The sequence below is a fragment of the Azospirillum agricola genome (assembly GCF_017876095.1).
GTDB classification, from domain to species: Bacteria; Pseudomonadota; Alphaproteobacteria; order Azospirillales; family Azospirillaceae; genus Azospirillum; species Azospirillum agricola.
This window is the reverse complement of record NZ_JAGINM010000024.1, coordinates 1-11,968: the sequence shown is the minus strand read 5'-3', so window position 1 is coordinate 11,968 and position 11,968 is coordinate 1. Positions and strand designations below refer to the sequence as shown.

Sequence of the window (11,968 nt, the reverse complement as noted above, 5' to 3'; positions counted from 1 at the left end):
GTTTGGACCGCTCCGCCTCGACTCTCCCCTTGGCGATGCGCCATGATGGAACATATAAGGAACAAATACCTGTCGAGCGGAGTGAAGTCATGCCTCGGTCTGCGCTGCCCTCATCCTCCGCCTGCTTGAGCGGTGAGCGTCCAGGCGGTGAGCGGGCGGCGGCGCTGGCGGCGTTGCGCCTGCGCGTCCGCCGCATCGAGGGGATCGGCGGCGATGGCGTGCGGGTGATGCCCTTCGGGGTGGCGGCCATCGACGCGGCGCTGCCGGAGGGCGGCCTGCCCCTGGGGTGTCTGCACGCGCTGGCGGGGGAAGAGAGCGGGGCGGGGACCGCCTTCGCGGCGGCCCTGCTGGCGCGTCTGGCGACGGCGCGGGCGCCGGCCCTGTGGATCGTGCGCGGGCGGGACCTGCACGCGGCGGGGCTGGCGGCCTACGGGCTGACGCCGGACCGGCTGATCGCCGTGCGCGCGGTGGAGCGCAGGGACGCCCTGTGGGCGATGGAGGAGGCGCTGCGCTGCTCCGCCCTGTCGGTGGTGCTGGGGGAGGTCGGCGCGCTGGATCTGACCGAAAGCCGGCGGCTCCAGCTCGCCGCCGAATCGTCGGGAGTCACCGGCGTCCTGCTGGACGGGGCGAGCCGGAAAGCGCGGCAGGGGGAGGCGGCGAGCGCGGCGGTCACGCGCTGGCGTCTGGCGCCGGCCCCGAGCCGTCCCGGCGATGAGCCGGGCGTCGGCGCGCCGCGCTGGCGTGTCGCGCTCGAACGCTGCCGGGGCGGGCGTCCCGGGGCCTGGATCCTGGAATGGACCGATGGCGGATGGGTGGAGAGTGCGGGGGAGGACACCGGATCCGCAACCCCGCCGGCGCCGGAGCGGGCCGTGGAGTGCGCGGTGAATCCGCTGGTGGCGTGAAGCCCGCCCCTGCCCGTCGATGACGGGGGGCGGCGGTCACGAGCGGTGCCGGTTGAACCCGGCCTGCCGGCCGCTGTCGGGAATTGGACAACGGTCATGCCGGTAACGGCCATGCCGGCAGTGGCTGTGTCACGAAACCCGTGTCGGCTTTCGTTCAGCCGGCGGCGATGGTGGGCCGGCGGCGATCAGTAGTTGGACATCCAGTCGGGTTCCCGGCTGCCTTCCGGCGCCTCGTCCGGATCCGTCATCCAGCGGGGATCGTCCACATGCAGCGGCAGTTGGCGGGCGAATTCCGCGCTTTCCGCGTCGCGGCGCTGCTTCAGCAAGCGGTCGGCCAAATGTGCGGGCAGCATGGCAGGTCTCCTTCTGAGCACCGGAGCAAGTCGGGAACGGCCCTTTGGCCATCCTTGGCTTTCTCCGTCCTGATTGCCTGGACCCTATCACGCAAGTTCCAGGCCAGCCGTGAGATGCGTCACATTCCGGTCCATCTCACACGATGAACCTCTACAAAAGGTTTATGCGGACGAGGGGGCACCCCCGCGGCCATCAGGGCCGGATCCTTCCCGGACCCGGCTCTGACGAGATATGTTCCCTTCCGCGCCGTTCCAACCCATATTCGCGGTTATCTCCGTTCAAGGATTGCGTACCTCCCATGCACAGCGCCCCCGCCCCCGAAGCCTGCCCCACCTGCCTGAAACCCAGTCACCTGTGCATTTGCGAGGCAGTGGAGCCGGTCGAGAACGGCGTCTTCCTGCTCATCCTCCAGCATCCGCAGGAGAAGCGCGAAAATCTGGGAACCGCGCAGATCGCCCATCTTCAGTTCGCCAACTCGGCGCTGAAGGTCGGGTTGAGCTGGCCGAACCTGAAGCGCATCCTGGGCCGCGAGGTCGATTACAAGCGCTGGGGCGTGCTGTATCTCGGCCCGGTCAAGCCGGACAATCCCGCCGCCAGGAGCGAGATCGCGGTGGTCGACCGGAACGGCGTCCCCCAGAAGGACAGCGAGCTGGTGCTGGGCGACCTGGAGGGCATCATCGTGCTGGACGGCACCTGGAGCCAGGCCAAGACCCTGTGGTGGCGCAACGCGTGGCTGCTGAAATGCCGGCGCATCGTGCTGCATCCGAATTTCCGCTCGCTCTATGGGCAGGCGCGCAAGGAGCCCCGGCGCGAGAGCGTCTCGACCCTGGAGGCCGGCGCCTTCGTGCTGTCCCGGCTGGAGGGCGACCCGGCCATCCTGGACCGCGCGCTGAAGCCCTTCGCGCTGCTGCTGAAGAAGATCCGCGCGCCGCGCCCGCGCCCGGTTCCGCCGCCCCGGCCGGCCGAGGACGGGAACGGGATGGACGAGGAACGCGACGAGGGCTGAGGCGCATCCTGCGCGCTACCCCTTCCGATCTCCCCCGGATCGGGAAACGCCGTGCAACCAACCGGCACCGGCGCCGTTGTTTCGGATGAGAGTGGCCGGCGCAACCCGCCGGCCGGTCGCCCACGCAACGGAGGACCATGTCATGAAGGGCATTCTGCTGTGGCTCGTCGGCCTGCCGATTCCGATCATCATCCTTCTGTATCTGTTCAACGTGCTCTGACCGCCGTGAGCCGGTCATTGTGAGCTGGGCTGACATTTCGCTCACGAATGGTTGACGGGGACGGGGAGCGGCGTGCCAAATGCGCCGGCCGGAGCGCGTCCGCGCTCCGAACCGGCCTTTGGGCCGATCCTTGGAAAGAGGGCATCATGGCCAGCGATTTCGTCCCCTTCGGCCTGACCGTCTGCGGCATCGAGGAGCTGTGCGAGTTCGGCGGCGGGCGCGTCAGCCACGTCCTCTCGATCCTCGACCCCGACCATCCCGAGCCGACCGCCTTCGGCGACTACGGCGAGCATGAACGGCTGGAGCTGCGCTTCCACGACGTCATCGAGCCGACGCGCGGCCAGGTCGCCCCGCAGAAGGCCGATGTCGAGCGCATCCTCGCCTTCGGCCGCGACCTGCTGTCCGAGCCGGTGGAGTGCCGGCATCTGCTGGTGCATTGCCACGCCGGGATTTCGCGCTCCACCGCCGCCCTGACCATGATCCTGGCCCAGGCCCGGCCCCGGCGCCCGGCCGCCGAGGCGATGGCCGCCGTCGCGGCCATCCGGGCCAAGGCGTGGCCCAACCTGCGCATGATCGAATTCGCCGACGAGCTTCTCGGCCGCAACGGCGATCTGGTCGCGGCGGCGCGCCAGCGTCACCACACGCTGGGCAAGCAGCGGCCGGAGCTGGTCCAGTTCATGATCGACAACGGCCGCATCCGCGAGGTCGAGGATTTGATCGACTGAGCGGGCCTGCGGGGAGCGCTCGGCGCTCGGTGAGCGCCAGCCGCGGCCAGGACGGCGACGTCAGATCGACGCGATGCCTCCCGCAGGAGGATTTTGACACGGATGAACGCGGATGCCGGCTGCGCCGGCCCACGTGTTCATCCGTGTCTTTTGACAATTTCTCCCAACCGCCGGGTTGCACGGTCGTCACCATGGCGACGATGAGCATGACCGGCGGTCTTCCCTAAAAGCGCCTAACAGAAGCTTGAGTCGTCTCTCGACTCGTCATCCCCGCCTTCGCGGGGATGGCGGTTCCATTGGGCACCGATGGCGAGAACGGAATTCTGTTCGGCGCTCTAAAAAGACGCTCAGCGAATCGGGGCGGTGACGACGTCGGCGGTGGTCTCGACCGCCGTGCCGGCCAGGCTTACCGCCGTGCCGGCGACGCTGGCGGCGCCGCTGACCACGCCGCAGCCGGCCAGCAGGGTGGAGACGCACACAAGCAGGACCCAACGCGTCATCATGGTGACTCCCCAAGCAGGATGAAGGCTCAAACGAAAACGGTGGCGATTGGACCACGCCAATCGCCACCGTTTCGTTAATGGCCGCTTCCGTAATGGGGGAGGGCGGCGCTCAGAATTCCTTCCAATCGTCGTCGTCGTTGACGCTGTGCTTCAGCACGCTGGCCGGCGCGGCGGTCTGGACCGGCGGACGGGAGGCCGTCACCGGGCGCAGGGCCGGCTTCGCGGCGGGCTTGGCCGCCGCCTTGGCCGGAGCCGGGCGGGTCGGGGCGACGGCGCGGCGGAACTGGCTGGCCGACGCGGCCGAGGCGTGGGCGGCCTGGGCCGCGACCGGACGGTACTCGCCGGTCTGCTCCAGCTTGAAGAAGCCGATCAGCCCCTTCAGGTCGCCGGCCTGACCGCTCATCGCCTGGGCGGCGGCGGTGGTCTCCTCGACCAGGGCGGCGTTCTTCTGGGTCATCTCGTCCATGCTGGCGACGGTCGAGTTGATCTCGTCCAGCGCGGTCGCCTGCTCGGCCGAGGCGGAAGCCATCTCGGCGATCAGCGAGGCGACCTGATGGACGCCCGACACGATGCCCTCCAGGGCGCTGCCGGCCTTGCGGACCAGATCGACGCCGTCCTTCACCTGGGCGTCGCTGTCGAGGATCAGGCCCTTGATCTCCTTGGACGCCTGGGCGGAGCGCTGGGCGAGCTGGCGGACCTCCTGGGCGACCACCGCGAAGCCGCGCCCGGCGTCGCCGGCCCGCGCCGCCTCGACCGCCGCGTTCAGCGCCAGCAGGTTGGTCTGGAAGGCGATCTCGTCGATCACCCCGATGATGTCGGTGATCTTGCGGCTGGACTCCTCGATCCGCCGCATCGCGTCGATCGCCGAGCCGGTGACGCCGTTGCCCGATTCGGCGGCGGTGCGGGCCTCGGCCGCCATGACGTTGGCGCGCTGGGCGTTGTCGGCGTTGGAACGGACGGTGGCGCCCAGCTCCTCCATGCTGGCGGCGGTCTCCTCCAGCGAGGAGGCCTGCTGCTCGGTGCGGTCGGCGAGGTCGCTCGACCCCAGCGAGACCTCGGCGGCGGCGGACGCGATGGTGTCGGCGGCCTGGGTGATCTGGCCGACGATCTCCGCCAGCTTGACCGAGGTGGCGTTGACGTCGGTCTTCACCTGCTGGAAGGCGCCCTGGTAGTCGCGGGTGACGCGGCGGTTCAGGTCGCCCTGGGCCAGCGCGCTCAGCACCTCGCCCAGGTCGGCGATGACGCTCTCCACCGTGTCGGTCAGGCGGTTGATGCCCTCCGACATGGTCTTGTAGAAGCCGTCCTTGCCGGCCAGGTCGATGCGGCGCTCCAGGTCGCCCTTCGACACGGCGTCGATCAGGTTGGCGATCTCCTCGCCGATGGCGTGCTCGCGGGCGCGCTGGGCCTCGGCGGCGCGGCGCTCGGCCTCCAGCCGGTCGCGCTCGGCCTCGTCCATCCGCTTCTTCTCGATGGCGTTGTCCTTGAACACCTGCACCGCCTTGGCCATCTCGCCGATCTCGTCCTGGTTGGACAGGGCGGGGACGATCACGGTCAGGTTGCCGGCGGCGAGGTCGGTCATGGTGTGGGTCATGCTGACCACCGGCTTCACGATCGAGCGGGCGGTGAAGTAGGCGATCAGCAGGCCGATCACGAAGGCGCCGACCGCCAGCCCGGTGACCAGCGTCACCGTGTCGGCGGTGTCCGCCTTCATGGTGTTCTGGACCTGGAGCCGCGCCTCGTTCTGCGAGGCGACGGTGCGGTTGACGAGCTCGGCGAACTGCTCCGCCTCGTTGACCATGGTGGTGAAGGCGAGGAACTGCGACTCGGTCACCACGTTCGACAGGCCGTTGACGGTGTCGAGGTAGCGCACGCCGAGCTGCGCCGTCTCCTCCGCCAGCCGCTTGCGGGCCGGGTTGGTCTGGCGCTCGGCGAAGGCGGCGATGGCGCTGCGGAAATCGGCGTTGCGGGTCTTGACCTCGTCGAGTGCCTTGTCCGACGGGTTGGACACGAAGTGCAGGGCGCTGATGCGCGACACCATCAGCTTTTCCATCACCACGCCGGCGGCGGCGGCCGACTCGAAGTCGCCGTCGGCGAGGCCGGCGGCGACGATCTGGCTGATGTTCTCGCGCGCCTTGTTGCCGATGGGCAGGAGATCCTGGTCGTACAGCCGGTCGCGGCGCTCGCGCATCTCGGTCAGCTTGACGAAGTTGGCCATGTAGCTGTCGAAGAGCTGGATCATCCGGTCGAGGTTGGCGCGGCGGCCGGGATCCTGGATCGCTTCGCGGACGGTGCGCAGGGTCTGGGCCAGCTTGGCCTGCTGGGTGCGGACCGCCTCGATCAGCGCGTTGTTGCCGGAGAAGGAGTAGTTCACGACGTTGCGCCGCATGTCCGACACGTCGCCGTCCAGCTCGCTGATGTTCAGGGAGTTGTCGGAGATCGCCGCGTAGCGGTTGAAGCCGGCCTCGACCCCGGTCAGCGCGCGGACCCCGAAGACCGCGACCAGCCCGAGGAGGGCGAGGATCAGCAGGAAGCCGAAATGGATGCGGGTGCCCACTTTGAAGCGGCCGGCGAAACTGGCGTTCTGCATGGTCGAAAAGCCTTGATCTGCGGTTCGGGTCGCGCTGCGACGCGCGGGCAGAATAGGCCGATATGGTTTCCATTCCGTTGCCAAATCGCGCGGAAAAATCGGGATCCCGGTGGTGCGGCGCGACGCCGTGATGATTTTTTCAGGGCAGGAATGAAGACGATTTGATGGCCCGCCCTTTGACGGACGCCCTGCGGCGCCTAGGTTACGCCTTCTCGTGCCTCCGTTTCCCGTTCCGCATCCAAGCCGCGATTGTCCCCAGCCATGCGCCGATCCCTTCCCCCCTCCGCCGGCGACGGCCCGTTCCAGCCCCGGCCCGGCGGCGATCTCGCTGCGATCCGCTCGCTGCTTCCCTATGTGTGGCCGCGCGATTCGCTGGAGACGCGGGTGCGCGTGGTCGTCGCCATGCTGCTGCTGGTCGGGGCCAAGGTCGCCAACGTCTATGTGCCGATCTTCTACAAGCACGCCATCGACGCGCTGACGCCGATCGCCTCGGGGGGCGCCTCCGGCGCCGCGGTGACGATCCCGCTCGGGCTGATCATCGCCTACGGCCTCGCCCGCGTCACCTCGCTGGTCTTCGCCGAACTGCGCGACGCGGTCTTCGCCACGGTGGCGCAGCGCACCATCCGCCGGGTCGCCCTGTCGGTGTTCCGCCATCTGCACGCGCTGTCGCTGCGCTTCCACCTGGAGCGCCAGACCGGCGGCCTGACCCGCTCTCTGGAGCGCGGCACCCGCGCCATCGAGGCGCTGCTGCGCTACGCCCTGTTCTCCATCGTGCCGACGCTGGTCGAGATCGCGCTGGTCTGCGGCGTGCTGTGGGCGCTGTTCGACGGCTGGTTCGCGCTGGCCACCTTCGTCACGGTGGCGGGCTACATCCTCTACACCTTCTTCGTGTCGGAATGGCGCATCCAGTTCCGCCGGGTGATGAACGACACCGACAGCGTGGCCAACACCAAGGCGATCGACAGCCTGCTGAACTACGAGACCGTCAAGTATTTCGGCAACGAGGAGCATGAGGCCAGGCGCTACGACGGCGCGCTGCAATCCTATGAAAAGGCGGCCGTGCGCAGCCAGCAGAGCCTGTCGCTGCTGAACGTCGGGCAGTCGGCGATCATCTCGCTCGGGCTGGCGGTCGTGATGGGCATGGCCGCCAGCGGCATCGTGCGGGGAACCATGTCGCTCGGCGATTTCGTGCTGGTGAACACCTATCTGTTGCAGCTCTACCAGCCGCTGAACTTCTTCGGCGTGGTCTACCGCGAGATCAAGCAGTCGCTGACCGACCTGGAAGCGATGGTCAAGCTGCTGGCGGTCGACCGCGAGGTCGCCGACCGGCCGGGCGCCGCGCCGCTGGCGATCGCCGGGGCGGAGCTGCGCTTCGAGGGGGTCGAGTTCGGCTACGACCCGCGCCGGCCGATCCTGAAGGGGGTCGATTTCACCGTGCCGGCGGGCAGGACGGTCGCCATCGTCGGACCGTCGGGGGCGGGGAAATCCACCATCAGCCGGCTGCTGTTCCGCTTCTACGACGTGAGCGCCGGGCGGGTGCTGATCGACGGCCAGGACATCCGCGACGTGACGCAGGCGTCGCTGCGCGCCTCCGTCGGCATCGTCCCGCAGGACACGGTGCTGTTCAACGACACCGTCTTCTACAACATCGCCTACGGGCGGGCCGGCGCCAGCCCGGCGGAGGTCGAGCGGGCGGCGCGGCTCGCCCACATCCACGACTTCATCATGGCGCTGCCCGACGGTTACCAGACCATGGTGGGGGAGCGCGGGCTGAAGCTGTCGGGCGGCGAGAAGCAGCGGGTCGCCATCGCCCGCACCATCCTGAAGAATCCGGCGATCCTGCTGTTCGACGAGGCGACCAGCGCGCTCGACACCCACACCGAGCGGGAAATCCAGGCCAACCTGCGCGAGGTCAGCCGCGGCCGCACCACGCTGGTGATCGCCCACCGGCTGTCCACCGTGATCGACGCCGACGAGATCCTGGTGCTGGAGGCCGGGCGGGTGATCGAGCGCGGGCGCCATTTGGAGCTGCTGGCGGCCGGCGGCGCCTACGCGGCCCTGTGGTCGCGCCAGCAGGAATCCGGCCAGGGGTTTGGCCAGGGGCCCGATTCGGGGCCGGCGCCGATCCCCGGCGTCCTCGCCCCCACCTGAGGATATCCAAGGAGTTCTTCCGCATGGGGCCGGCACGGCAGGCGTTGCGCGAATCGACGAAGGACATCCATGACCGGCTCGACCGGGCGGCGATCCTCCAGCCGCTGCTGCGGCCGGACATCACGGCGGCGCAGTACCGCGCGGCGCTGGGAGTCCTCTACGGTTTCCACGCCCCGGTGGAGCGCGCGCTCGGCGACGGCGGCGCGGCGCGGCTGGAACGGCTGCGCGACGATCTGGCGGTGCTGGGCGCCGACCCGGACGCGCTGCCGCTGATGACGGGCCTGCCGCCGCTCGACGGCGCCCCGGCGCGGCTGGCCGCGCGCTACGTGCTGGACGGCTCGGCCCATGGCGGGCGGGCGATGCTGCCGGGGATCACCCGCGCGCTGGGGTACGACGCCGGGCGTGGCGCGCGCTTCCTCGCCTCCGACGGGCTGGACATGGCGGGCGCCTGGAAGGCGCTGCTGGTCCGGCTGGAGGAGGAGCTGGCGGATCCGGCGGCGCTCCGTGTCGCCTGCGGCACGGCGGTGGCCCTGTTCGCCGCGCTGGAGCGCTGGACGGGGAACGCCGGGCACGGGCTTTCCCCGGACGCCTCTCCGGGGCTTTCTCCGAAGCCGGCGCGCGGGTAGGGTGGCGGTCCCGACGATGACGACGATGACCGCCGCGACCATGCCAAACCTCACCCAACCCACGGCGGCCCAGCTCGCCGCCGCGGTGCGCGCCGGGGACCGCCGCGCGCTGGCCCGCGCCATCACGCTGATCGAATCGACCCGCCCCGACCACCGGGACACCGCCGACGCGCTGCTGGCGGAGCTGCTGCCGCACACCGGCAACTCGGTGCGGCTCGGCATTTCCGGCGTGCCGGGGGTGGGGAAATCCACCTTCATCGAAGCGTTCGGGCTGCACGTCATCGGGTTGGGCCACAAGGTCGCGGTGCTGGCGGTCGATCCGTCGTCGCAGCGCACCGGCGGCTCGATCCTCGGCGACAAGACGCGGATGGTCGATCTGTCGCGCGATCCCGACGCCTTCATCCGCCCCTCGCCGGCCGGTTCCACCCTGGGCGGGGTGGCGCGCCGCACCCGCGAGGCGATGCTGATCTGCGAGGCCGCCGGTTTCGACGTCATCATCGTCGAGACGGTCGGGGTCGGGCAGTCGGAAACCGCCGTCGCCGACATGGTCGACCTGTTCATGCTGCTGCTGCTGCCGGCGGGCGGCGACGAGTTGCAGGGCATCAAGAAAGGCATCGTCGAGCTGGCCGACCTCGTCGTCGTCAACAAGGCCGACGGCGACCTCGCCGCCACGGCGCGGCATACGGTCGCGGACTACCGCCACGCCCTGACCCTGCTGCGCCACGGCGACTGGCGGGTGCCGGTGCTGAGCTGCTCGGCGGTCCACAAGATCGGCATCGATTCGATCTGGAACACCATCGGCGAGCACAAGGCGGTCACCGAGGCCAACGGCCAGCGCGCCGGCCGCCGCGCCGAACAGGCCCGCGCCTGGCTGTGGAGCGAGATCCGCGAGACGCTGATCGACCGCTTCCGCGCCCACCCGGCGGTGCGCGCCGACCTCGCCCGCATCGAGGCCGGCGTGACCGGCGGCGACGCCATCCCGACCACGGCGGCGCGCGCCCTGCTGGCGCGCTTTCTCGGCGAATCGGCGAACGGGACCCTAACCGACTAGACCGTAACGCTTATGTTGCACCGCAACAATTCGGTTGCCTTGCAGCACTCGCATGGGTAGTCTGTCATGGGCGGGAAAGGAGCGTCTGCGAAGACGCTTGGGCGACGGTTGCCCGCGGTCTCCTGGGGTTCGCCGGAGCGGCCTTTCCGTTTCCGCCAAGCCTGTGTCCGTCTACGGGAGACAAAACGCCATGACCGTCAATTTCCTCGACCTCTTCGCGCAAGCCGGCAGCCTCGCCAAGTCCAACGCCGAGACCGGCGCCGCCAAGTCCGCCCGCGTCGCCGGGCTGGTGCAGGACGGCTACCGCCGCTGGTTCGACGGGGTCACCGCCTCGGTGAGCGACGCCGGCCGCCTGGCCGCCGGGTTCGGCAAGGTCCGTTCGCCGGCCGATCTCGCCGCCTTGCAGCGCGAGTGGCTGAGCGCCACCCAGGCCCGCGTCACCGAAGGCGTCCAGGGCTTCCTCGACGTCTCCAGCAAGATCGCCGCCGAGGTGTCGGCTGTTCCGCTGCCGGTCAAGCCCGCCGCCGCGCCGGTCCCGGCTCCGCTGGCGGCTCCGGTCGCAGCTCCCGTGGCGGCGCCCACGCCGGTCGTGGCGAAGGCCGTGGCGCCGGCTCCCGAACCCGTCGCTGCCCCGGTGCCCGAAGCCGCTCCGGCCGTCGAGGCGCCCAAGCCGGTGGCCGAGGCCGCCGTTCCGGAGGCCGCCGCTCCGGAGGCCGCCGTCATCGCGGCCGTCGTCGAGGAGCTGGCGCCGGCCCCCGTCGCCGAGGCGGCGCCGGCCGTGGTGAAGCCGCCCGAGGCGGTGGTGGCGCCGGCGGCCAAGGCCCCGCTGCGTCGCGGTCCCAAGACGGCGGCGTCCAAGTCCGCGATCAAGGCCGCCTCGACCGTCGAGTGAGACTCGGGCCGGCGCGCCGTCTCCTTTCGCAGGAGAGAGACGGCGCCCGGCTCGACTCCGCGGGGACTCCGGTTTTCGTGGATTGTTCTCGCGGATCCGTCCTTGACGGCTCCTCTTTTGTTCGACTATATAGCGGCCTCCTTCGGGCGGCTCTCCGTCCGTTACCGGGTTTCATTTGCTCTAAAGTAAAGGATTAGTCCGATGGCACGTCGGTGCTCCGTGACTGGCAAAGGCACGCAGTTTGGCAACAACGTCAGCCATGCCAACAACAAGAATCGTCGTCGCTTCCAGCCGAACCTCCAGGACACCTCGCTGCTGAGCGACGCGCTGGGTTCGCTGGTGCGTCTGCGCCTCTCGGTGCACGCGATCCGCTCGATCGAGCACAAGGGTGGCCTCGACGCCTTCCTGCTCGACGCCAAGGACGCGGTGCTGAGCGACGACGCCCGCCGCGTGAAGCGCCGCATCGCCAAGGCCACGGAGAAGGCCCAGGCCGCCGCGGCCTGATCTCTCCACGTTCGGTGTGCTGAAAAAGGCGGAACGCATCGCCGTTCCGCCGGTAAGATTTCCAGGACGCCTGCACGACGAATCCGACTCCCGGTCGAGAGCCGCGCGCGATGTTCGCAAGAGCATCGCGCGTTTCGTCGTGTCCGCATTCTGAAACTGGTTTTATCCGCGTCGCTTGGTCTTCTCCAAGCTTCGTCATGACCGGGCTTGTCCCGGTCATCCACGCGCAACCCTTTCGTCACGATTCGCGGCCGTGGATGCCCGGCACAAGGCCGGGCATGACGAAAAGGGAAATGCCAGTTGGTCTGAGAACGGCCATCTCCGGGGCACCGTCCCAATCAAGCCGGCCCTCATACCGCCTCTCCTATGAAATGACCTTCTGGAGCCAAGGCGGGAAGCAGAGGGATTTGATGCGGCCGGTTTCGGCGATGAGCGCGTTCCAGGCGT

Annotated in this window: 12 protein-coding genes; 9 read left to right on the top strand and 3 right to left on the bottom strand. The window is 69.5% G+C overall.

Going from position 1 to position 11,968, the window contains the following annotated elements; all coding sequences use genetic code 11:
• Positions 1-89: 89 nt before the first annotated feature.
• Complete coding sequence (locus tag J2847_RS27315) at positions 90-902, top strand: ImuA family protein (protein ID WP_233474828.1); 813 nt, start codon at positions 90-92, stop codon at positions 900-902.
• Between the two features lie 185 nt (positions 903-1,087).
• On the opposite strand, the gene J2847_RS27310 is transcribed toward J2847_RS27315, so the two are convergent.
• Complete coding sequence (locus tag J2847_RS27310) at positions 1,088-1,255, bottom strand: hypothetical protein (protein ID WP_179166200.1); 168 nt, start codon at positions 1,253-1,255, stop codon at positions 1,088-1,090.
• Between the two features lie 299 nt (positions 1,256-1,554).
• Here J2847_RS27310 and J2847_RS27305 point away from each other — a divergent pair, with 299 nt between their 5' ends.
• From J2847_RS27305 to J2847_RS27300, 3 genes are all read left to right on the top strand, one after another.
• Positions 1,555-2,262 (top strand): tRNA-uridine aminocarboxypropyltransferase, encoded by a 708-nt coding sequence (locus tag J2847_RS27305; RefSeq protein ID WP_209781926.1) that lies wholly within the window; start codon positions 1,555-1,557, stop codon positions 2,260-2,262.
• 91 nt (positions 2,263-2,353) lie between these two features.
• On the top strand, positions 2,354-2,482 hold the full coding sequence (locus tag J2847_RS34695) for a hypothetical protein (RefSeq protein WP_267912574.1): 129 nt from the start codon (positions 2,354-2,356) through the stop codon (positions 2,480-2,482).
• Between the two features lie 146 nt (positions 2,483-2,628).
• Complete coding sequence (locus J2847_RS27300; RefSeq protein WP_209781925.1) at positions 2,629-3,207, top strand: tyrosine phosphatase family protein; 579 nt, start codon at positions 2,629-2,631, stop codon at positions 3,205-3,207.
• Between the two features lie 347 nt (positions 3,208-3,554).
• On the opposite strand, the gene J2847_RS27295 is transcribed toward J2847_RS27300, so the two are convergent.
• Together J2847_RS27295 and J2847_RS27290 are read right to left on the bottom strand one after the other, a co-directional pair.
• Entirely contained in the window at positions 3,555-3,710 is a 156-nt protein-coding gene (locus J2847_RS27295) for a hypothetical protein (RefSeq protein ID WP_209781924.1), read from the bottom strand.
• Between the two features lie 109 nt (positions 3,711-3,819).
• Positions 3,820-6,297, bottom strand: coding sequence for a methyl-accepting chemotaxis protein (locus tag J2847_RS27290; RefSeq protein ID WP_209781923.1), 2,478 nt, complete (start codon positions 6,295-6,297; stop codon positions 3,820-3,822).
• A gap of 261 nt (positions 6,298-6,558) precedes the next feature.
• On the opposite strand from J2847_RS27290, the gene J2847_RS27285 reads away from it, so the two are divergent.
• The 5 genes from J2847_RS27285 to rpmB all read left to right on the top strand — a co-directional run bounded on the left by J2847_RS27285 (position 6,559) and on the right by rpmB (position 11,521).
• Positions 6,559-8,448 carry an ABCB family ABC transporter ATP-binding protein/permease gene (locus tag J2847_RS27285; RefSeq protein ID WP_209781922.1) on the top strand — a complete coding sequence of 630 codons (1,890 nt, stop codon included), beginning with the start codon at positions 6,559-6,561 and terminating at the stop codon, positions 8,446-8,448.
• A 23-nt stretch (positions 8,449-8,471) separates the two neighbouring features.
• Positions 8,472-9,074, top strand: a complete 603-nt coding sequence (locus tag J2847_RS27280) for a biliverdin-producing heme oxygenase (protein ID WP_209781921.1) — start codon at positions 8,472-8,474, stop codon at positions 9,072-9,074.
• Positions 9,075-9,099: 25 nt separating this feature from the next.
• Positions 9,100-10,125: a methylmalonyl Co-A mutase-associated GTPase MeaB gene (meaB, locus tag J2847_RS27275; RefSeq protein WP_411800654.1), complete on the top strand. Its 1,026-nt coding sequence runs from the start codon at positions 9,100-9,102 to the stop codon at positions 10,123-10,125.
• A 190-nt stretch (positions 10,126-10,315) separates the two neighbouring features.
• Entirely contained in the window at positions 10,316-11,017 is a 702-nt protein-coding gene (locus J2847_RS27270; protein WP_209781920.1) for a hypothetical protein, read from the top strand.
• A gap of 201 nt (positions 11,018-11,218) precedes the next feature.
• Positions 11,219-11,521 carry a 50S ribosomal protein L28 gene (gene rpmB / locus J2847_RS27265; RefSeq protein WP_085555833.1) on the top strand — a complete coding sequence of 101 codons (303 nt, stop codon included), beginning with the start codon at positions 11,219-11,221 and terminating at the stop codon, positions 11,519-11,521.
• Positions 11,522-11,968 lie beyond the last annotated feature (447 nt).

Coding starts and splice junctions, on each gene's coding strand:
- J2847_RS27315 (WP_233474828.1), top strand. CDS start 90: ATGCCTCGGTCTGCGCTGCCCTCATCCTCCGCCTGCTTGAGCGGTGAG.
- J2847_RS27280 (WP_209781921.1), top strand. CDS start 8,472: ATGGGGCCGGCACGGCAGGCGTTGCGCGAATCGACGAAGGACATCCAT.
- J2847_RS27290 (WP_209781923.1), bottom strand. CDS start 6,297: ATGCAGAACGCCAGTTTCGCCGGCCGCTTCAAAGTGGGCACCCGCATC.
- J2847_RS27270 (WP_209781920.1), top strand. CDS start 10,316: ATGACCGTCAATTTCCTCGACCTCTTCGCGCAAGCCGGCAGCCTCGCC.
- J2847_RS27285 (WP_209781922.1), top strand. CDS start 6,559: ATGCGCCGATCCCTTCCCCCCTCCGCCGGCGACGGCCCGTTCCAGCCC.
- rpmB (WP_085555833.1), top strand. CDS start 11,219: ATGGCACGTCGGTGCTCCGTGACTGGCAAAGGCACGCAGTTTGGCAAC.
- meaB (WP_411800654.1), top strand. CDS start 9,100: ATGACCGCCGCGACCATGCCAAACCTCACCCAACCCACGGCGGCCCAG.
- J2847_RS27295 (WP_209781924.1), bottom strand. CDS start 3,710: ATGATGACGCGTTGGGTCCTGCTTGTGTGCGTCTCCACCCTGCTGGCC.
- J2847_RS27310 (WP_179166200.1), bottom strand. CDS start 1,255: ATGCTGCCCGCACATTTGGCCGACCGCTTGCTGAAGCAGCGCCGCGAC.
- J2847_RS27305 (WP_209781926.1), top strand. CDS start 1,555: ATGCACAGCGCCCCCGCCCCCGAAGCCTGCCCCACCTGCCTGAAACCC.
- J2847_RS27300 (WP_209781925.1), top strand. CDS start 2,629: ATGGCCAGCGATTTCGTCCCCTTCGGCCTGACCGTCTGCGGCATCGAG.